The sequence below is a fragment of the Hominimerdicola alba 8 genome, from assembly GCF_000178155.2.
GTDB classification, from domain to species: Bacteria; Bacillota; Clostridia; order Oscillospirales; family Ruminococcaceae; genus Hominimerdicola; species Hominimerdicola alba_C.
The window spans coordinates 62,346-82,436 of sequence record NZ_ADKM02000100.1; the positions used below are offsets into that span (position 1 = coordinate 62,346).

At 48.9% G+C, this 20,091-nt stretch carries 17 protein-coding genes; 12 read left to right on the forward strand and 5 right to left on the reverse strand.

All coding sequences use genetic code 11. From position 1 onward, the window contains the following. Nucleotides 1–21: 21 nt before the first annotated feature. From priA to spoVM, 10 genes are all read left to right on the forward strand, one after another. The gene (priA, locus tag CUS_RS12580; protein ID WP_002851204.1) at nucleotides 22–2,475 is read left to right on the forward strand and encodes a replication restart helicase PriA; all 2,454 of its coding nucleotides are present in this window, start codon (nucleotides 22–24) and stop codon (nucleotides 2,473–2,475) included. Between the two features lie 14 nt (nucleotides 2,476–2,489). Then, the gene (gene def, locus CUS_RS12585) at nucleotides 2,490–2,957 is read left to right on the forward strand and encodes a peptide deformylase (protein ID WP_002851258.1); all 468 of its coding nucleotides are present in this window, start codon (nucleotides 2,490–2,492) and stop codon (nucleotides 2,955–2,957) included. Next, entirely contained in the window at nucleotides 2,954–3,886 is a 933-nt protein-coding gene (gene fmt / locus CUS_RS12590) for a methionyl-tRNA formyltransferase (protein ID WP_002851305.1), read from the forward strand. Before def ends, fmt begins: the two co-directional genes overlap by 4 nt. Before the next feature lie 35 nt (nucleotides 3,887–3,921). Beyond that, nucleotides 3,922–5,211 (forward strand): 16S rRNA (cytosine(967)-C(5))-methyltransferase RsmB, encoded by a 1,290-nt coding sequence (gene rsmB / locus CUS_RS12595; protein WP_002851186.1) that lies wholly within the window; start codon nucleotides 3,922–3,924, stop codon nucleotides 5,209–5,211. 4 nt (nucleotides 5,212–5,215) lie between these two features. Then, complete coding sequence (gene rlmN, locus CUS_RS12600; RefSeq protein WP_002851248.1) at nucleotides 5,216–6,262, forward strand: 23S rRNA (adenine(2503)-C(2))-methyltransferase RlmN; 1,047 nt, start codon at nucleotides 5,216–5,218, stop codon at nucleotides 6,260–6,262. An 18-nt stretch (nucleotides 6,263–6,280) separates the two neighbouring features. Then, nucleotides 6,281–7,009: a Stp1/IreP family PP2C-type Ser/Thr phosphatase gene (locus tag CUS_RS12605; RefSeq protein WP_002851250.1), complete on the forward strand. Its 729-nt coding sequence runs from the start codon at nucleotides 6,281–6,283 to the stop codon at nucleotides 7,007–7,009. A gap of 33 nt (nucleotides 7,010–7,042) precedes the next feature. After that, nucleotides 7,043–9,292, forward strand: a complete 2,250-nt coding sequence (gene pknB, locus CUS_RS12610; RefSeq protein ID WP_002851296.1) for a Stk1 family PASTA domain-containing Ser/Thr kinase — start codon at nucleotides 7,043–7,045, stop codon at nucleotides 9,290–9,292. Nucleotides 9,293–9,298: 6 nt separating this feature from the next. Further along, nucleotides 9,299–10,180: a ribosome small subunit-dependent GTPase A gene (gene rsgA, locus CUS_RS12615; protein WP_002851271.1), complete on the forward strand. Its 882-nt coding sequence runs from the start codon at nucleotides 9,299–9,301 to the stop codon at nucleotides 10,178–10,180. Further along, a complete protein-coding gene (locus tag CUS_RS12620; RefSeq protein ID WP_002851197.1) occupies nucleotides 10,173–10,802 on the forward strand; it encodes a thiamine diphosphokinase in 630 nt (209 codons plus the stop codon). The genes rsgA and CUS_RS12620 overlap by 8 nt, the downstream gene beginning before the upstream one ends. Before the next feature lie 83 nt (nucleotides 10,803–10,885). Continuing rightward, nucleotides 10,886–10,969, forward strand: coding sequence for a stage V sporulation protein SpoVM (gene spoVM / locus CUS_RS20800; RefSeq protein WP_100084584.1), 84 nt, complete (start codon nucleotides 10,886–10,888; stop codon nucleotides 10,967–10,969). Between the two features lie 121 nt (nucleotides 10,970–11,090). Here spoVM and CUS_RS12625 read toward each other — a convergent pair whose 3' ends face one another. The 5 genes from CUS_RS12625 to CUS_RS12645 form a co-directional block, all read right to left on the reverse strand. Then, on the reverse strand, nucleotides 11,091–12,266 hold the full coding sequence (locus tag CUS_RS12625; RefSeq protein WP_002851206.1) for a glycoside hydrolase family 130 protein: 1,176 nt from the start codon (nucleotides 12,264–12,266) through the stop codon (nucleotides 11,091–11,093). Nucleotides 12,267–12,461: 195 nt separating this feature from the next. After that, complete coding sequence (locus CUS_RS12630) at nucleotides 12,462–13,127, reverse strand: sortase (RefSeq protein WP_002851160.1); 666 nt, start codon at nucleotides 13,125–13,127, stop codon at nucleotides 12,462–12,464. Between the two features lie 15 nt (nucleotides 13,128–13,142). Then, entirely contained in the window at nucleotides 13,143–14,327 is a 1,185-nt protein-coding gene (locus CUS_RS12635; RefSeq protein ID WP_002851257.1) for a Cna B-type domain-containing protein, read from the reverse strand. 395 nt (nucleotides 14,328–14,722) lie between these two features. Next, entirely contained in the window at nucleotides 14,723–17,200 is a 2,478-nt protein-coding gene (locus CUS_RS12640; protein ID WP_100084587.1) for a right-handed parallel beta-helix repeat-containing protein, read from the reverse strand. 166 nt (nucleotides 17,201–17,366) lie between these two features. Then, nucleotides 17,367–17,729 carry a hypothetical protein gene (locus CUS_RS12645; RefSeq protein ID WP_002851208.1) on the reverse strand — a complete coding sequence of 121 codons (363 nt, stop codon included), beginning with the start codon at nucleotides 17,727–17,729 and terminating at the stop codon, nucleotides 17,367–17,369. Between the two features lie 201 nt (nucleotides 17,730–17,930). Here CUS_RS12645 and gap point away from each other — a divergent pair, with 201 nt between their 5' ends. After that, nucleotides 17,931–18,971 carry a type I glyceraldehyde-3-phosphate dehydrogenase gene (gap, locus tag CUS_RS12650; RefSeq protein WP_002851313.1) on the forward strand — a complete coding sequence of 347 codons (1,041 nt, stop codon included), beginning with the start codon at nucleotides 17,931–17,933 and terminating at the stop codon, nucleotides 18,969–18,971. Nucleotides 18,972–19,176: 205 nt separating this feature from the next. Further along, on the forward strand, nucleotides 19,177–20,052 hold the full coding sequence (locus CUS_RS12655; protein WP_037277329.1) for a hypothetical protein: 876 nt from the start codon (nucleotides 19,177–19,179) through the stop codon (nucleotides 20,050–20,052). Nucleotides 20,053–20,091: the final 39 nt, after the last annotated feature.

Sequence of the window (20,091 nt, forward strand, 5' to 3'; positions counted from 1 at the left end):
TGCTTGGCGGAGGTCTGAAAAATGGGGGATAAAGGTACTGTTGCGATGGTGGCAATGAGCCATGCGGCATACAGCTTTGATGCGGAGTACAGCTACCTTGTGCCCGAAAAATTCAGGCAGAAGCTAAGAGCGGGCATGAGGGTGTTCGTGTCCTTCGGGCGGGGAAACAACCGTGTTATCGGACTGGTGACGAGGATCTGCGATGATGACGGGAGCGGCAGAAAGCTGAAACCGATACTGGCTGTCGTTGACAGCGAGTGCCTTGTGACTGACGAGATACTGAAAATAATCTTCTGGCTGAAGGAGAATACCTTCTGCACATATTACGATGCTTTCAGGACTGCTGTGCCTACGGGCTTTTCGTATAAGGCTGACCTGCATTATGCGCCGGTAAACACTTATATACAGAAAGAAAGGCTGTCACCCGAAGAAGCCGAGATAATCGACTTTCTTGAAATTACGGAGGATCAGCAGGAGATAGACAAGTTCCTCGATATAAAGGCTTTTCCCGAAAGGAAGAAGCCTCTGGATATGCTGATAGACAAGGGCTTTGTGGAAGAAACACAGAGTTTCAAGCGAAAGGTCGGGGACGAGAGCGTAAAGATGGCAGCACTGGCTGAGGGCTACGAAGATGCAGAACTTACGCCGAAACAGAAAAAGGTCGTTGAACTGCTGGAAGAGTGCGGCGCGGCTTCGGTGAAAGAACTTTGCTATATGACGGGCTGTACTGCGACCATAATAAAGCGTCTGTGCGACAAGAATGCCGTGAGGGTGTTCGAGCAGGAGGTCATGCGGGATACGCTTGGGGAGATAACCGAGCGGGAAAGTCCCGATGACATAACGCTGAACGAAGAGCAGACAGCTGCCTTTGACGGCATAATGGCGCTTATCCGCGCCGGCAAGCCTGCGGGGGCACTGCTGTATGGTGTGACCGGCAGCGGCAAGACTTCGGTGTTCATCAAAGTCATTGACGCGGTGCTGAAAATGGGCAGAACGGCTATGATGCTGGTGCCTGAGATATCGCTGACACCGCAGATGGTGGCGCGGTTCAAGGTGCTTTTCGGTGAGAGCATCGCGCTTTTGCATTCGTCGTTGTCACTGGGGCAGCGTATGGACGAATTCAAGCGGATAAAGCGCGGTGAAGCAAGGATAGTGATAGGTACAAGAAGTGCTGTGTTCGCGCCTGCTTCCGACATCGGTGTTATAATAATGGACGAAGAGGGCGAGCAGTCCTATAAATCGGACTCAACGCCGCGTTACCATGCAAGAGATGTGGCTATACAGCGCTGCGGTCACAATGGCGGACTGCTGCTGCTGGCATCGGCTACACCGTCACTGGAAACTTTTTATTATGCGCAGACAGGAAGATTTCATCTGTTCACGCTCAAACACAGGTACAAGGACGCTGTTCTGCCAAAGGTCGAGATAATCGATATGCAGACAGAGGCGGCTGAGGGAAATGACAGTCTGCTGAGCAGGAGGCTGGCTGACGAGTTGACAGAAACTTTGCAGCGTAACGAACAGGCTATACTTCTGCTGAACAGGCGGGGATTTACCACCTACATAAGCTGCCGCAGCTGCCGACAGCCTGTGGTATGTCCGAAATGCAACATACCGCTGACCTATCACCGCAAGAACAACAGGTTCATGTGCCATTACTGCGGTTACACGATGGATAACAACGCGGTATGCCCGAACTGCGGGTCGGATAAGCTGAGATCAAGCGGTGTAGGCACGCAGCGGGTCGAGGACGAGGTGGCTCGCATCTACCCGGATGCGAGGATACTGAGAATGGACGCTGATACCACGACTTCGCGCTATGCGTATGAAGAGAAGTTCAAGGCGTTCGAGAACCACGAATATGATATAATGCTTGGCACACAGATGATAGCAAAGGGGCTGAATTTCCCGAATGTGACGCTGGTGGGGGTCATCTCGCTGGACAAAGCACTGTTCACGGGGGATTTCAGAAGTTACGAGAGGACTTTTTCGCTGCTGACACAGGTGGCTGGACGCAGCGGAAGGGGAAGCAAGCCGGGCGCTGCATATATACAGACCTTCGTGCCGGATCATTATGTGCTGAACTTAGCAGCCGACCAGAACTATGACGAGTTCTACGAAGAGGAGATAGCGCTGAGGCAGTCGCTGATATACCCGCCATGCTGCGATATATGCGTGATAGGCTTCGCAAGCACGATGGAGAGCAGGGCGATACGCGCTGCCGACCATGTGACGCAGTTCATAGCGCAGTATCTTCGCACGAACAAGGTGGATTTCCCGATGCGCGCTATAGGACCTGCACCATGTACGCTGGAGGTCATCAACGGCAAGTTCAGGTACAGGCTGATATTAAAATCGAAAAATACAAGACTTTTCAGGCAGATGATAAATGCTGTGCTGAAAGACTTCAATGATAACAAGGACTTTAAGGAAGTCCGTATCTACGCCGATATAAACGGTGATATAGGGCTTTAGAAAGGAAGAGTAAAATGGCTGTCAGAAAGATTTTGAACAAAAGCGATGAAACGCTCCACAAAAAGTGCAAGCCTGTAGAGAAGTTTGACGAAAAGCTGTGGACATGGCTTGACGATATGCGTGAAACACTGGCACAGGCAAACGGTGTCGGTCTGGCTGCACCGCAGGTGGCGATACTCAGGCGTTTCTGCATAATCGATGTGGGTGACGGTAAGGTCTATGAACTGATAAACCCTGAGATAACATGGAAGTCTGAGGAGACTCAGTATGTGCTGGAGGGCTGCCTTTCCTGCCCGAATGAGTGGGGATATGTCACCAGACCCAAGAGCGTAAAATTCAAGGCGCAGGACAGGAACGGCGAGTGGTATGAGATGGAGGTCAGCGACCTGTTCGCACAGGCTGTTTGCCACGAAACTGCACACCTTGACGGTCACCTGTTTACCGAGATAATCGAGGAATATGCTGAGGTGCAGGAACAATGAAGATAGTTTTCATGGGGACACCCGATTTTGCAGTGCCGTCAATAAAGGCACTGTATGATGCGGGTCATGATATACAGGCTGTGTTCTGCCAGCCCGACAAGCCGAAGGGCAGGGGCTACAAGCTGGTCCCGCCTCCTGTGAAGGTATTCGCGCTGGATAAGGATATACCGATATATCAGCCGAAAAGCCTGAAAAACGGCGGTGAGGAGTTCATCAAGGTCATTGAGGATCTTGCACCTGACTGCATCGTGGTGGCGGCTTATGGCAAGATACTGCCGAAAGCGGTACTGGATATACCGCGACTGGGCTGTGTGAACGTGCATGGCTCGCTTCTGCCGAAATATCGCGGGGCGGGTCCGATACAGTGGGCTGTGCTGAACGATGAAAAGACAACTGGCATCACAACTATGCTTATGGGCGAGGGGCTTGACACAGGCGATATGCTGCTCAAGTGTGAAACCGAGATAGGCGAAAATGAAACAGCGGCAGAACTGTTCGACAGGCTGGCTGACATGGGCGCTGAACTTATCGTGGAAACACTTGATAAGCTGGAAAAGGGTGAGATAAGCCCTGTTCCGCAGAACGAGGAAGAAGCTACTTATGCGCCGATGCTGACAAAAGACCTTTCACCGATAGATTTTACGAAGTCGGCAAGGGCTGTTCATAAGCAGATATGCGGACTGTCGGACTGGCCATGCGCTTCTACGACAATAGGCGGCAAGAGAATAAAGGTGTACAGGTCGGAAATAGTGGCAGGAAGCACTACTAAGGCGGCAGGTACGGTTGTCAATGTCAAAGACTTGACAATTGCCTGCGGCGATGGCATGGTGAAACTGACCGAAATACAGGCTGAAGGCTCGAAGAGAATGGCAACAGCTGATTATCTGCGCGGTAAGCCTGTAGCTGAGGGAACTGTACTTGGAGAGTGACAAGTGGAAGTGCTTGTCAAATGGAGGATAGCTGATTGGGAAATACCAGAAGGTTTACTGTCAAGCTGCTGACTAGGCTTGATGAAAACAGTTCATACTCTAATATATTGCTTGACGAGGCGCTGGCTAGAAGCGATTTCGACAAGCGGGATAAAAAATTCATATCGGCACTGTTCTATGGTGTTCTTGAAAGACGGCTGACGCTTGATGCGATGATCGCAGAACTTTCAAAGAACCCTAAAAATAAGCTGAACAACACGCTGAGGAACATTCTGCGAAGCGGGCTGTATCAGTTGAAATATATGGATTCGGTGCCTGATAACGCGGCTGTCGATGAATCGGTGGAGATGGCTAAGAAATTGAGAAATCCTGCATCTGCGGGATTTGTGAACGGTCTTCTGAGGGAGTTCATCAGGCGTGATAAGGCTCTGCCGAAGTCTGATACCGAAATAGGACGGCTGTCGCTGGAGTACTCCTGCCCTGAATGGCTGGTTGGAAAATGGCTTGCTGAATATGGCAAGGAAAAATGCTTGTCACTATTAGAAAGCTCTATCGGACGTGCTCCTGCAACTGTCAGGATAAATCACTTGATAGGTTCTGTGGAGGAAACACTGGATATGCTGGCGGCTGAGGGCGTTACTTTCGAGAGAAGCAGTATATCCGACTACACGGTGCATCTTGCGAATGCAGGTGCGGTTGAAAAGACGAAGGCTTACAGAGAGGGGCGGTTCCATGTACAGGATATCGCCAGTCAGCTTTGCTGCAAAGCGCTTGACCCACAGGCAGGCGATACTGTCCTTGACCTCTGTGCCGCACCAGGCGGAAAGACATTCACTATCGCTGAGATGATGGGCAATGAGGGCAGAGTGTTGGCTTTTGACCTCCACCCGAACAGAGTGAAGCTGATAAAAAGCGGTGCTGATAGATTGGGACTCAGCTGTGTAACGGCTGAGGTCAACAATGCTAAAGTGTTCAATGATAAGCTGCCGCCGGCAGACAGAGTGCTGGTAGATGCTCCGTGTTCCGGACTGGGCGTGATACGGCGCAAGCCTGAGATAAAGTACAAAGACCCCGCAGACTTTGAGCGTCTGCCTGCTGTGCAGTATGAAATACTTGACACTGCATCGAAATATGTCAAGGCGGGCGGATTGATGGTGTACTCGACTTGTACGGTATCGCGGGCTGAGAATGATGATGTGGTGAAGAAATTTCTGGCGGCGCATGAAGATTTCGAGCCTGACGGCGAAGATTTCATGCAGACGATAACGCCTGAAATGTATGGTTCTGACGGTTTCTTCACTGCAAGACTCAGGCGGCGGGGGTGACGGCATGCTGAGTTATACTGATGACGGCAGGATCGATATCCTCGGACTTATGCCTGAAGAACTCGAAGAGCAGATATTGCTTATCGGGGAGAAAAAGTTCCGCGCAAAACAGATATTTGAGTGGCTTCATGTCAAGCGTGTGGATAGTTTTGATAAAATGACTAACCTATCTGTACAATTGAGGGATAAGCTCAAAAAAATATTTTGTCTAAAATCACTATTTATCGTAAAAAGACTTGAAAGTAATACCGATAATACTGTAAAATATCTGTATAGGCTTCCTGACGGCAACCATGTCGAGAGCGTCATAATGGAGTACAATCACGGTAATACTGTATGCGTTTCTACGCAGGTGGGCTGTAAGATGGGCTGTAAGTTCTGCGCATCGACCATTGCCGGTTATAAGCGCGACCTTTCGGCTTCGGAGATACTTCTGCAAATTTATGAGGCTGAACGCGACAGCGGCAGGAAGATAGGCGGTGCGGTGCTGATGGGTATCGGTGAACCGCTGGATAATTATGACAATGTTGTGGGCTTTTTGAAAGTGCTTTCCTGCGAGGCGGGCATGAATATGTCGCTTAGACATGTTTCTGTTTCGACCTGTGGGCTGGTGCCGCGTATATATGAGCTTGCCGAGCTTAAGCTCGGCATAACGCTGTCAGTTTCGCTCCACGCCACCAACAACAGGGCGAGAAGTGAGATAATGCCTGTAAACAACAGGTACGATATTGCTGAACTGATGGCGGCTTGCAGGTATTATTTCAAAGTGACGGGCAGGCGCATCTCTTTTGAATATGCGCTGATTGACGGGCACAACGATTCTCAGGCTGCCGCAGAAGAGTTGGCGGCACTGCTGAGAGGGTTCACCTGTCATGTCAATATAATACCTGTCAACAAGATAAAGGAACGCGATTACAGGTCTGACAGGAAGGCTGCCATGAGGTTTCAGAAGCGGCTGGAGGCTCTTGGGCTGAACGCAACGGTCAGAAGGACACTGGGTGCTGACATCGACGCGGCATGCGGTCAGCTGAGGCGTGAATATGAAATTTAAGGAAAGGCGGTGAGCTGTATGTTTTTGGCTTACGGTACGGATATCGGTCTTAACAGAGAGGAAAATCAGGACAGGGTCAGGGTGGAACCTCTGGGCGATAATATCTGCATCGCTGCTGTTTGTGACGGCATGGGCGGTGCGGCTTCCGGCGGTGTTGCCAGTCAGCTTGCTGTAGATAGATTTATCGGCAGGGTACAGGAGAATTTCCGTCCGCAGATGAACGATAATTCTATCAGAAATCTTTTGCTCAATGCTGTACATTACGCGAATACATGCGTTTATGAGAAAAGCATCGAGGATATAGATAAGAATGGAATGGGTACTACCTGTGTTGCGGCGCTGGTGATCGAAAGGCGCGTATACGTGGTAAACGTGGGTGACAGCAGGGCATATCTGCTCAACAAGGACGGCATCAGCCAGATAACCACCGACCACACTTATGTTGAAACACTGGTGCAGAGCGGTAAGATAACGGCTGAGGCTGCAAGGATACACCCTATGAGAAATGTTATCACCAGAGCGGTTGGCGTTGAGCCTGATGTTGAGGTGGACTATTTTGAGTGCAGTGAATCAGACAATTTTGCGGTCGTGCTGTGCTCTGACGGTCTGTCGGGGTATTGCAGTGAGGAGTTCATATACTGCACTGTTTTCGGGAACAATCTTGATGATGCGGTGCGGGCGCTGATAGACCATTCCAATGAAGGCGGCGGCAGAGATAATATAACCGTTGCTATCATAGCTAACTGATAAGACAATAATTTAGTTTAGGAGTTGAATAAAATGGATTCTAATATCGGTAAGAAGCTGGATGGCAGATACGAAATTACCGAGCTTATAGGTGTCGGCGGCATGGCTGATGTCTATAAGGCACAGGATGTTATGGAGAACCGTCCTGTGGCTGTAAAGATCCTTAAGCCTGAGTTCTCGGGCGATGAGGAATTCCTGAGAAGGTTCAGGAACGAGAGCAAGGCTATCGCAGTGCTGTCGCACCCGAATATCGTAAAGATATACGATGTGGGCTTCACTGATGAGATACAGTTCATCGTCATGGAGTATATTGACGGTATAACACTTAAGGAGTTTATTGAACAGCAGGGCGTGCTGAAATGGAAGGACGCACTGCACTTTATAACACAGATACTCCGCGCATTGCAGCATGCCCATGACAAGGGCATCGTTCACAGGGATATCAAGCCGCAGAACATCATGCTGTTTACCGATGGCTCGATAAAGGTCATGGATTTCGGCATTGCAAGATTTTCAAGGATAGACGGCAAGACCCTTTCGGATAAGGCTATCGGCTCTGTACACTACATCTCGCCTGAACAGGCGCAGGGTGAGATGACCGATGAAAGATCGGACATCTACTCGGTGGGCGTAATGCTTTATGAGATGCTGACAGGCAGAAAGCCATTTGATGGTGATACTGCTGTGAATGTTGCTCTTAAGCACATGCAGGAAACGGCTGTTCCGCCAAGAGAGATAATGCCTGCCATTCCCGAAGCACTGGAAGAGATAGTCATACATGCGATGGAAAAGCAGCCTGCGCAGCGTTACCAGTCGGCGGCTGAGATGATAAGGGATATCGATACTTTCAAACTCAACCAGTCGGTCGTGTTCGGTTATAAGAACGGCGTTTCGCCTGTGTCTGACAATGGCGGATTCTACCCGGTGAATAATAACAATGTCACCAGAAAGCCTCCCATCGATGAATACGATGATGAAGACGAGTACTATGATGACGATGAAGAGTACGATGATGAAGACTATGACGATGAAGACGATGATGACGACTACGAAGAGGATACAAAGAAACGCTCGTATGTAGTGCCTATACTGCTGGCTGTTACCGTTGCTGTTGTTATCGTGGCAGCGTGCATAATCGGCTGGACAGTCATAAATGCTTTTTCAAAGGACGGCACCACGAGCATACACACAAGTACTGTTATGCTGCCTAACTTCGTTGGTGAGAACATTGTACGTGTACAGCAAGACTGGGATGATAAGTTACAGCTGGATCTGGTCAACGAGTACAATACCGAGTATGAAGAGGGCATAATCTTCTGGCAGAGCCAGGCGGTCGGCAAGTCTGTTAAGGAAGGCACGACCATAACACTTAAGGTCAGCAAGGGTCAGAGAACTGCTATAATCCCTGACGTTTCGGGTTCTGAGGCGGCTGTAGCCGAGAGCGGACTGAACGCTGCTAACTTCAACGTTGTGCTGAGAAGCATGTGGGATGACAACATTCCTGAGGGTATCGTTATCGGCACTGAGCCTGCGGCGGGCACAGAGTTCATCGAGGGCGGCAATGTAACGATCTATGTCAGCAAGGGTCCTCTGAACAATAATGTCAAGGTACCTAATGTAGTTGGTCTGACACAGGAAAAGGCTATGACCATTCTGAAGGAGAACAAGCTGACTGTAAGCGTTAAGGAAATGCCGCACGATGGTGACAAGGGCAAGGTAATCGATCAGACTCCTGAGGCTGACAAGTGGCTGGAGAAGGATTCTGAGGTAACTATCTTCGTTTCAACAGGTGAAACACCTGATGTATCGCTGACCATCAAGGTTCCTATGCCTGAGGGTCTGCATGGTGCATATTCGATAGAGATATACAAGAACGGTAACGTGATCGGTACACAGTCCATCTCAAATGCAGAAACTGTTGCCGGTGCAGAAGTTTACATTGATATCAAGGGCAAAAAGACCGAAACACTGACTATCTCCATAAGAAATGAAGAAACAGGCAAGTCTGTAAACTATGCTGTATTCAATGTCGATTACGACAAGAAGAGTGCTGAACTTAACGGTTCGCTGAACAAGGATGGTCTGCTGGCTATCACACCGACCACCACAGCAGCCAGCACGACTGAGAGCGATACACAGTCTACTTCGCAGTCGTCGGAAGAGCCTCAGCAGACTGAAACTCCTCAGGTTACTGAGGCGCCTCAGCCATCGGAAGAACCTCAGCAGAGCGATGTACCGTCTGCTGAAACACCCGACAACGGCGCGGCACCTGCTGCATACTAAAGTGATATGACGGGTATAATAACGAAAGCTATCGGAGGTCTCTACACTGTAGATGCCTCCGACGGCATATATGAATGTAATGCGCGGGGCGTTTTCCGCAAGAAAAAGATATCGCCCATGTGCGGTGACCGTGTGAATTTTAAGGCGGCAGGAGAGGGCTTTGTCATTGAGGAGATACTGCCGAGAAGTTCTGAACTCATCAGACCTCCGCTGGCTAACCTCGACCTGCTGGTGTTCGTTTCATCGACTGTTGAGCCGCGTCCGAACACTCTTCTGCTTGACAAGTTCATTGCCATTGCAGAGTTCAAGGGCATAAGACCTGTGGTGGTGTTCACGAAAGTGGATAAGCAGTCGGGGGCAGAACTGGCTGAGATATACCGCAGTGCCGGCATAGATGTATTTGAGTGCGATAATGTCACGGGTGAGGGCAGTGCTGAGGTCAAGGCGATGTTACAGGGCAAGCTGTCGGCTTTTACAGGCAATACCGGCGTTGGGAAGTCCTCACTGCTTAACAACATGTTCCCCGAACTGGAACTGGCGACAGGTGAGATAAGCAAAAAGCTGGGCAGGGGCAGGCATACGACCCGACATGTACAGCTATATAAACTGGAGGGCGGCGGCTATATCGCTGACACACCAGGATTTTCGTCCTTTGACACTAACAGGTACGACATAATCTTCAAGGAAAAGCTGGCGGGCTGTTTTGTGGAGTTTGCCGACTACACTGACAAGTGCCGCTTTCCCGATTGCAGTCACACTAAGGAAAAGGGCTGTGCAGTGATAGAGGCTGTCAAAGCGGGGGAGATACCGCAGTCACGTTTTGACAGCTATGTGCAGATGTATGAAGAAGCCAAACAGCTTAAAGAATGGGAGTACAAGAATGATTGAGCGCTGTGTTATTTTTGCCGGCGGCGATGCTGTCAGGGCAGAGAATGTTTCTGCTGAGGTCATAAACGGGGCGTTCGTCATATGTGCTGACAAGGGGCTGGCGCTGGCGGAAATTCTGGGCATAAAGGCTGACCTTGTGCTGGGCGATTTTGACTCGCTGAACTACAAGCCTGAGGGGGAGAACGTAAAAGTCTACCCCGCCGAAAAGGACGACACTGACCTTATGCTGGCTGTGAGAACAGCGCTGGGCATGGGGTACAGAGAGTTCTTCATATACGGCGCATGCGGCGGCAGACTGGATCATATGATCGGCAATATAGCATGCCTTGCGATGATAGCTGACAACGGCGGCAGAGGTGTTATAATCGGTGATGATGACATAGTTTCGATCTATGACAGCGGGTGTCACAAGATACCCTATAAAGAGGGTTTTTCGCTTTCGCTGTTCGCATATTCTGCTGAGGTAAAGGGGCTGACCATAAGGGGAACGAAGTACCTTGCTGAGAATGTTACCCTGACTGATGCGGTGACGCTTGGGGTGTCAAATGAGATAACCGCCGACTTTGCCGAAGTGGAGTTCACAGATGGCAGACTGCTTGTGATACAGTCGCGGGTGAGGTAGTCACCAAATTTGCGACTTCCGAATAGTATATACCGAGCCGTGTGAGAAACGCGCTGCAAGTCATTTGACGGGAGGTAATACTTATGAAGGTAGTTGTGGTGAAAAGTCCGAAAGTCTTGTCGGGCATACTGAGAATGATATTCGGCATTGACAAAGAGGACAGATAGATCATAGCAGATCTGCATTCAGCACTTGCAGACGCTTTTGGTGGCTGTTAGCACTGAATATCATGAAATTTATGACGTATAATATAAAACAGCACTGACTTCTCGCCAGTGCTGTTTTGCTTTACTTGTTCAGAAATTTCAGGTTTTTCTCGATAAGTTCACATCTCTGCTTTACGCAGTCCACCGACCTGAGCGGGTCGGACGGAGTGTTGAAGGTGTAGTCCACCAGCTTGTCGATGGTTGTAGCGGCTACATGTACTCTGGTATCGCTGGAAGCGTAGTAGATGTAGACCTCGCCTTTTTCGTTTACCACTGCGCCGTTTGTGAAGCAGACATTCGATACATCGCCCACCCTTTCACGACCGTGAGGAGCGATGAACACACCTGATGGTGCGGCTATCAGCTTTTTGGGGTCGTTGAGGTCGGTGGCAAAAACGTAGATGACATATCTAAGACCTGCCGCAGTGTTGCGAACACCATGCGCGATATGTATCCAGCCCTTTTCAGTCTTGATGGGCACTGCGCCTGCGCCGTTTTTTGATTCGGTGATGGTGTGGTATATTCTGGGGGAAACCACCACTTCTTCGGTGCATATGACGGGGTCGGTGATATCTTCACAAAGCCCGAAGCATACGCCTCCGCCCGAACCTGTTTCGATGAAATCGTCCTGCGGACGGGTGTAGAAAGCATACTTGCCATCAACAAATTCGGGGTGCAGAACAACATTCCTCTGCTGGGGGGACTTCGACTTAAGGTTCGGCAGACGCTCCCAAGTTTTAAGGTCTTTAGTTCTGACGATGCCTGCCTGCGCAACAGCGGCAGAGAGGTCGTTCACCGACTTGTCCTTGCTCTCAGAACAGAAAACGCCGTATATCCAGCCGTCCTCGTGCTGCGTAAGGCGCATGTCGTAGACATTGGTTTCATCGGGTTCGGTATCGGGAAGCTGAACAGGGAAGTCCCAGAAACGGAAACCCTCTGTGGGTGACTCGCTCTCAGCTACCGCGAAAAAGCTCTTCCTGTCGTTGCCCTCAACTCTTGCAACGAGGTAATATTTGCCGTTCATATATATTGCGCCCGAATTGAGCACTGCATTGATACCAAGTCTTTCCATGAAGTATGGATTGGAAGCGGGATCAAAGTCATAGCGCCATATCAGCGGGGCGTGTGCGGCGGTAAGTACGGGGTGTACATACCTGTCGTAGATACCGTTATAGCTGCCCGAAACCTTGTTCGGACGGGTTATGAGCGCCTCATATCGTGCGTTCTCTCTTGCGAAGTTAGTTTCAAAAATACTCATTGATGCACCTCATTCTTTGAATTTAACGTATGTGTCATAGTATAGCGCAAATTTTCCGAAAATGCAAGGGGGCATTCTGCAAGCAATCGTTTACACCCGAAATTTTGGCAAATGCACAAACGAGTGTTGGTTTTAGCCCTCAATAAATATGCTATATCACAACTTGTCTTATCGGTCGTGAGATATTGCAGAGTATCATTTTTTTAGGACGCAGCGGCAGGTAACACGGCTGTAGCCGCTCCATGTGCAGGTGAACAGGGTCATATCCCAGTCTTTTTTTGCGCCTGCAAGCATACGGTCACCGTCCCAGCCGCTTATCAGTTCGGTATAGCTTATCTCGTAGGTGAATTTTCTGCCATTCAAGTCGGTGAATATCACCTCATCGCCCGATTTAAGTTCTTCTAAACTATCAAAGAATCCCGCGTAGTTGTGCGAGCAGATAATGAGGTCGCGTCCTGAGCGAGTGCCGCTGTACTGACATGGTGCAATGTTCATATCGTCATAGCTCCAACCGCGTATGACAGGGAACTCCTGACCCAGTGCGGGCATGGTTATCAGCCCGATGTATATCCTGCCGTCGATATCTACAGACGGCTCTATCTCTTCGTATATCGGGGCTTCTGACCGCGTGTCTTCTTCGGTTATGTCCTCGCGCTCAAACACCGCAAAGGGTGAGTCCTCCTGAGTATCTTCCACAGGTTCCTGCGGTATCATATCTTCCAGCTGAACGAGGACTTTGTCCATCTCAGCTTTGCTTTGGGCTTCGTGAAAGTGATTATACAAAGCAAGAAGCAATGCCGAAGCTATCAGCATTGCTCCCAGAACTATCATCACGCGCCCGATAATGTGTCTTTTAGCCATTACTTACGCTGTCCTTTAGTTTTCTTTTTTTCTGCTGAACCTGAAGCCCGCCGCCATCAGCAGCAGTCCTGCGCCTGCCATGACGGGTATCGGCCAGCGCAGCGAACCTGTCTGCGGCAGAGGAGTATTTGTTGTGCCGCCGCCTGTTGTACCTGTACCTGTGGTCGAAGTAGTGCTTTGTTTGCTGTCAGGTGTCTTTGAACTTGAAGAACTGCTGCCTGAATCTGAACTTTCCTCGCCTGTTATCTGACCGTTGTCGGAAGAATCCATTTCGGGAGTGCGGCTGCTCGCTTCTGACGTTGCTATCTCTTCACTGTTGTCGGAGTCTGTGTCGCCGCCTCTGCTTGAATCAGAAGGAGTATCGACCTCACTATCCTCCGAGTCCTGACTGTCGATACCACCGTGACCGTCAGAATAGGTATTCTCTATCCTGAAAGCATTTTCAGCTTCTTTGTAAACTACTGTGCAGTCATCGGGGACATTCACTTCTTTAACTGACCAGTCAGCTTTGCTGTTGCCTGTCCAGAAATACTGCCAGTTGTTGTCGGCGCTGAGGGTAACGACCTCTGTGACCTCACCGTCACAGTATATCTCTACCTCAATGTTTTCAGGAATTGTGCGGTCGTCTGCATTTATCCATACCTTTTCAACACCGTAGTCAGAGTCATCACTGCTTACGTCTTCTGCGGAGAATTTTGCATAGATGCTTATATTTCCGACCGCCAGTTCTTCATCAGTGAACTCTTTCAGCATCGGTGCAGGTGTGAATTTCTTGCTGTCTGCTATCACTTCACTGCCGACTACCAGATATACACCACTGCCGACACCTGTCAGAACGGCGTTGCCGTTCTTGTCTGAAATGTTTTCCGATAACGCCGACAGCTTGTCGAGTCGGGCGTAGTTAGCAAGTGTATTTGCGGCGTTCTGCGCCTCAGATGTCGTACTGAGTTTGCTGAGGTCAACAGGGTAGCCCGCAAAATCACCTGTCAGCTTAATGGCAGCACCATCGCGCTCACCGACCTTGAAAAGCTGCCAGCGCACCCCTTCAACACCTTTATCCTGCTGTTTTCCGATAATATTCAATTCAGCCTGAGCCGCCTTGACGGGAAGTGCAAAACAGCTTATCATACATAATACCATAGCCAGCACGCACAACAATGCGCCGCTTAGCTGCATCGCTTTTGCTTTTTGTTTGTTCATAATATACTGCTCCTTAATAATTATTGGGACAATAGTGTGTGAAAAATGTTAAAAGCAGTGAAAAGATACTGTTTTATCGAGTTAATTATAACATTTATAGTGCGTTTTGTCAATGGCTTTTTATCTGATTTATCGAGTGAATTTACATTATATTTACAAACTGTTTTTCAAAGTGCGCAGATACGCGGTATTCAATAGTTAAAATAATCAATCGAACGGAACAAATATGTAAATTATTTATGAATGACAAAAGCCGATGCTGAACACATCGGCTTTTATAGCAATCCGCCTTAAAATTCAGACAAAATCCAGTCACAAAACCCATAAATCCCAGCTTTTGCGACTGGATTTTGTGAATTTAAAAAGTTGGATTGCTATAGTATAATCATTCGTTCTCAGAACCACAGCCCGTAGAAAGGTGAGTCGCTTGCTGAGTTCAGTCTTCTGGAATAGATGCGCAGGTCATTTGAACGTCTTGCATTGTCGATGGCGCCCAGCAGTTCAGAACTTTCGTGGGGTTTATCGACTATACTGCTGAGTGATGGCGATGCGCTGACAGTCATGACCTCATAGCGATCGCTGGTCTTGCCCGTAAGTGTCATCGGGGGTTCTGACAGTGTGCTTATGGTCGAACCCTTTGCAAGGCTGATAGTGTAGCTGAACTCACGGAAACCGTAGAATTCGCCGCAGCCTGATACGACTGCCGTTGCCTTGCCCGCCGCGAGATTGTTGTAGAACTTGACCGTATAATCGACATTTTTTTGCAGCTTTCTGCCGTCAAGATAAATGTTGAAGTCGGGTTCGATGCGTTTGCCGCTGTAGCGGTAAGTCCTGCCGATATCTGCTGTGCAGTCACTAAGGGGAGATCTGGTTCTTACCGATATGGTGCCCGAACTGCTCTCGGTATAGCTTCCGCCGATATCGAGAAGTGCATCTACTCTGTAGTCGAATTTTGTCTTTGATGGCAGCATCTCATCGATGTAGGCGGGGGTGTTTACCACTGCGACTTCTTCAAATTCGCCGTCGCTGTCAGATGCTCTTCTCTTGACAGAGTAGCCGTCAGAGCCTCCCTTGCTCAGCCACGAAAGCTGAACGTGGTCACCGTAGACACCGTCTGCGGTCAGTGCGGTTATGGGCATGGCGAGTATCTGCCCTGAGTATTTTGCGCTTGTATTGTTGGTGAAGTCGTTGTTGTCAACAAATGCACTTGCGCCTTCGTCAGCGGTGATGCCTGCGGTAACACAGCCGCTTATGGCATTGTTTATGACATTTATGCCCGCTGTATCGGATATCTTAACGCCGCTTTCCTCTGCGCCTGTGATGGTGTTGCCCTTTACTTCCGCCACCGAGCCGCCGCCTACAGATATACCGCTGTGTGCAGAACTCTGCACCGTGTTGCCTGTTATTTTTAGCTGAGCATTTTTGTCAGCAGCGATCCCGCAAGCCGCGCTGTTCATGCAGTTGTTGGAAGTAACGCTGTTAGCCGAACCGCCAACCACTGCGATAGAATGTCCGTTACTGCCTATAAGACTGTTGTTCTTGACAGAAACATCGGTGGAATACTTCACGTTCATCAGATTGTTCTCGTATATCGAGCCGTCAGTGACAGTGCCCAGCACGTTCGAGTTGACTATGACACCCGTCGCATCCGTCATCTGCAAAGCGGTGCCTGCGGTGGTGATGTTGTTTGAGTCTATCAGCACGCCCTCGACCTTGTAATCGTGGTCGGGGAAAGCAGTGTTCTGCACCAGCTTTCCGTAGAGGTTTATGCCGAAAGGCTTCGGGCATTCATCTGTCAGCACTGCCAAGATGCTGTTGCCTTTTATTATAGTATCCGAGAAGTCGTTTATCCTGTCGTACACGCCGTTGTAGCCTGCAACAGGGGCGTTGTAGCCTGAAACCTCCATATAAGTCATGTTTTTGAAGTCTATGCCGCTGCCTACACCGGTCATCGTGTTGTTCTCGATGGTGCATCTGCGGTAGTTCTCCATTATTATAGCAGAATCGTAGATGTTGCTGAAAGTATTGCCGCTTATGCTGAAATTAGTGTAGTACTCGCCTATCGTTGCCGAATGTGAGCCGATGCCGCGCATAAGGTCGTAGAAATCGTTGTTCTTGATGATGACATTGTCACATGGGGTGTCATCAAAGGGAGCGTAGCCTTCAAAAAGGTTCTCATTATTCAGTATATCGAACTGTATGGCTTCCTTGTACTTTGGCCCATAGTATTCATGGAAACTGCACCCTTCCACTGTGACATTTTTAGCGCCGCCCAGTTCAAGCATGTGGCAGTTGAAGTTATCTTTGAAATCAACATTCTTCACCCAGAGGTCATGGAGGTGACCCATTCTTATTGTGGAGAATGCTTTGACATTGCCGCCGTTGGTGTTGCCGTCCAGCACACCGCCTTCAATGATGATGTTGTGCGCACCGTTGAAGCCGCCGTCATCGTTGTCGAGATAGTTCATTATCAGACAGCCGCCCTGAAAGTCCTTTCTGAGGGTGGCATCCTGCAGGTACAGCCATGTGTTTGAGTGAACATACAGACAGCTGCCTATACTGTAAGTACCCGCTGGTATTATTACTTTGACCTGCACTTTGTCGCTGGCATGGCTGCCGGCGTAGTCGAGGGCTTTCTGTATGGCAGCGGCAGAATTCTTTCTGCCTGTGCTGTCAGCCCCGAACTCGGTGACATCTATCGCCACAGCCGAACTGTAGCCGCTTATCGAAGCACCTGTTGCTGTCGAACCTGTTATTACGCTGTAATCATAGGCGTGTGCGGTCAATAAAAAATGCCCTGACGCAAGCAAGACTGCGGCACAGCATGCAGCAGCCCACTTTGAAAGGGCAGACACAAATCTTTTTGAGATCACCAAGCCTCTATCCTTTCGCTTATCTTCTCCAAAAAACTGTTTGTCTGCGGCGTTATATATTTTTATGCCGTCAGACGAATGAAAATATTTACACAGATATATTATATCATCATACCTCAGATTTGTCAAGCATTTCGGGCTGTTATGACATGTTTTCAGCTATTTGTCAGTGTTCTTTCACATAATGTATGAACTCTTCTTTATGGTCGAGAAGAAAGTACATCTCAGCCAAAGTGACGAACGACTCGGCGGGAGAACTGCCAAATTCTTCCGCCACAGCGTCGATGATATGCACAGTTTTGCCGTCAGACGCGATGATATATTGATTACCGTCAAGGAAAATGCCGACGCGCTTTGTGTCAGTGTTTAGCATATCACCGTATTTTAGCTTTTTTTCGGTGTCGTCAGCCGCAAGAAAACCTTTTATCAATGCTATGTCATCGCTGTCGCCCACATCTGTAAAAAGAAAGTCAGCCAGCTTTTCCGAGATGCTTCTGCCGTATTTTTTCACGATCTCTTCAACAGTCATTTTATCACCTCACATCAATACAATTATATTACAGAAGCGCCGTGATGTCAACATTATGCCAAAATTTCCACCAATGCTGTCATATACTGAACAGAATGACCAAGTTTTAAAAAATATAAAGTTTTTTTGGAAAAAGACTTGAAAAGTTCGGGCAAATGGTGTATAATAGATACAGAAATTTTTTCTAGGAGGTACAATACAATGGCAAATGTAAAAGTTGCAATTAATGGTTTTGGTCGTATCGGCCGTCTGGCTTTCAGACAGATGTTCGGTGCAGAGGGTTATGAGATCGTTGCTATCAACGACCTGACTAAGCCTTCTATGCTGGCTAACCTGCTGAAGTTCGACACCGCTCAGGGTGGTTACTGCGGCAGAATAGGTGAGAACACTCACACTGTTTCCGCTGATGATGAGGCTAACACCATCACTGTTGACGGCAAGACCCTGCAGATCTACGCTAAGGCTAACGCTGCTGAGCTGCCTTGGGGCGAGCTGGGTGTTGACGTTGTTCTGGAGTGCACAGGTTTCTACTGCTCTAAGGCTAAGAGCCAGGCTCACATCGATGCCGGCGCTAAGAAGGTAGTTATCTCTGCTCCTGCAGGCAACGATCTGCCTACTATCGTTTTCTCTGTTAACGAGAAGACCCTGACTAAGGATGACAAGATCATCTCTGCTGCATCCTGCACCACTAACTGCCTGGCACCTATGGCTAAGGCTCTGAACGACTATGCTCCTATCCAGAGCGGTATCATGAGCACTATCCACGCTTACACCGGCGATCAGATGATCCTCGATGGTCCTCACAGAAAGGGCGATATGAGAAGAGCTAGAGCAGGCGCTGCTAACATCGTTCCTAACAGCACCGGTGCTGCTAAGGCTATCGGTCTGGTTATCCCTGAGCTGAACGGCAAGCTGATCGGTTCTGCACAGAGAGTTCCTGTTCCTACAGGTTCTACCACTATCCTGACCGCAGTTGTTAAGAAGGCTGATGTTACTGTTGACGGTATCAACGCTGCTATGAAGGCTGCTGCTTCCGAGAGCTTCGGTTACAACACCGATCCTATCGTTTCTTCTGACGTTATCGGCATGAGATTTGGTTCTCTGTTCGATGCTACTCAGACTATGGTTTCTAAGATCGCTGATGATCTGTTCGAGGTTCAGGTTGTTTCTTGGTACGACAACGAGAACTCCTACACTTCTCAGATGGTTAGAACCATCAAGTACTTTGCAGAGCTGGGCTAATTCCCAATAATTGCAACAAATATTTATCCCCCGAAGTTTTGTGCTTCGGGGGATATTTGTGTGAAAGTGAAATATTTCTTATTTTATTTACTTGAAATTATCACATTTATGTGTAATAATTATGTCTGTTGAAACCGATTGCCATATAAATACACGGTTTTTCGGTAAAAAAGACAAAACGTTACACAAAGAAAGGACGATAACTATGCTAAACAGTAAGGAAAATTTAAAGAGGATCTCGGTGGGTTTGGCGGCTATGATGCTGGCACTGACTATGGCGGGCTGTTCTTCGGCTGAGTCCGGGGACGCTGACAAGGCTGACAGCAAGGCTTCTGCGGCGGCTGAGAATTCTGAAAAGGAAGAAGAGAGCAAGTCTGAGGAAGTTGAGGATTCCAAAGAAGAAAATGAAGAGCAGAAGGAGGACGCTGAAAGCAGTGAGGCTGCTGTTACCACAGCACCCGGTGATATCGATCTTGACTCGATGATAGCCAGCATAGAAGCTGATATCCCGCAGGTGACTGCTTTCTCCGGTATCGACATTGGCGGCTCTAAGCCGGAGGCTGACAGTTCTGCTTCTTCAAGCGCTGATACATCTTCGGCTGCTGAGGCTGTCACCACTACAACTACAATGCCCGAAGCCAATGCCCCTGTCACCGCTGACCTGAAAAGCAATCAGCAGCTTGTGTTTGACGGTATGATATACGACAACACCAATATCCTTGACTCTGCTATAACACCTCCATCGGGCTGGACTGATCAGGGCTTCTCGAACAAGGATTATCAGAATCCGCTCTACCCGAATGTTTCAATAGTTGAATCTGACGGAGTCGTACAGTTTGTAAGAACGAGGAATGAAGGCGGTGCACTGCCTGAACTGCAGCTGTACAAGGGACTTACATGGGGTGCGACTGCAAGCGATGTCAAGGCAGCTTATGGTGAGCCTGTCCATGAGGGTTCCGGCGAACAGTACGGCACAACTTTCACCACCCTGTATTACAAAGACAGCAATGACTACCTGATAATATACAGTGTATCAGATGATTGGGGACTGTTTGACGTTTCGTGTCAGGGTAAATACTAAGTACAAAAAAAGGCACTCCAAAATATGGAGTGCCTTTTT

Excerpts from the sequence above, each read along its gene's own strand:
- CUS_RS12620 (WP_002851197.1), top strand. The coding sequence starts at position 10,173 with ATGATTGAGCGCTGTGTTATTTTTGCCGGCGGCGATGCTGTCAGGGCA.
- gap (WP_002851313.1), top strand. The coding sequence starts at position 17,931 with ATGGCAAATGTAAAAGTTGCAATTAATGGTTTTGGTCGTATCGGCCGT.
- CUS_RS12645 (WP_002851208.1), bottom strand. The coding sequence starts at position 17,729 with ATGACTGTTGAAGAGATCGTGAAAAAATACGGCAGAAGCATCTCGGAA.
- CUS_RS12605 (WP_002851250.1), top strand. The coding sequence starts at position 6,281 with ATGTTTTTGGCTTACGGTACGGATATCGGTCTTAACAGAGAGGAAAAT.
- CUS_RS12655 (WP_037277329.1), top strand. The coding sequence starts at position 19,177 with ATGCTAAACAGTAAGGAAAATTTAAAGAGGATCTCGGTGGGTTTGGCG.
- rsgA (WP_002851271.1), top strand. The coding sequence starts at position 9,299 with ATGACGGGTATAATAACGAAAGCTATCGGAGGTCTCTACACTGTAGAT.
- CUS_RS12635 (WP_002851257.1), bottom strand. The coding sequence starts at position 14,327 with ATGAACAAACAAAAAGCAAAAGCGATGCAGCTAAGCGGCGCATTGTTG.
- spoVM (WP_100084584.1), top strand. The coding sequence starts at position 10,886 with ATGAAGGTAGTTGTGGTGAAAAGTCCGAAAGTCTTGTCGGGCATACTG.
- rlmN (WP_002851248.1), top strand. The coding sequence starts at position 5,216 with ATGCTGAGTTATACTGATGACGGCAGGATCGATATCCTCGGACTTATG.
- CUS_RS12625 (WP_002851206.1), bottom strand. The coding sequence starts at position 12,266 with ATGAGTATTTTTGAAACTAACTTCGCAAGAGAGAACGCACGATATGAG.
- fmt (WP_002851305.1), top strand. The coding sequence starts at position 2,954 with ATGAAGATAGTTTTCATGGGGACACCCGATTTTGCAGTGCCGTCAATA.
- priA (WP_002851204.1), top strand. The coding sequence starts at position 22 with ATGGGGGATAAAGGTACTGTTGCGATGGTGGCAATGAGCCATGCGGCA.
- pknB (WP_002851296.1), top strand. The coding sequence starts at position 7,043 with ATGGATTCTAATATCGGTAAGAAGCTGGATGGCAGATACGAAATTACC.
- def (WP_002851258.1), top strand. The coding sequence starts at position 2,490 with ATGGCTGTCAGAAAGATTTTGAACAAAAGCGATGAAACGCTCCACAAA.
- CUS_RS12630 (WP_002851160.1), bottom strand. The coding sequence starts at position 13,127 with ATGGCTAAAAGACACATTATCGGGCGCGTGATGATAGTTCTGGGAGCA.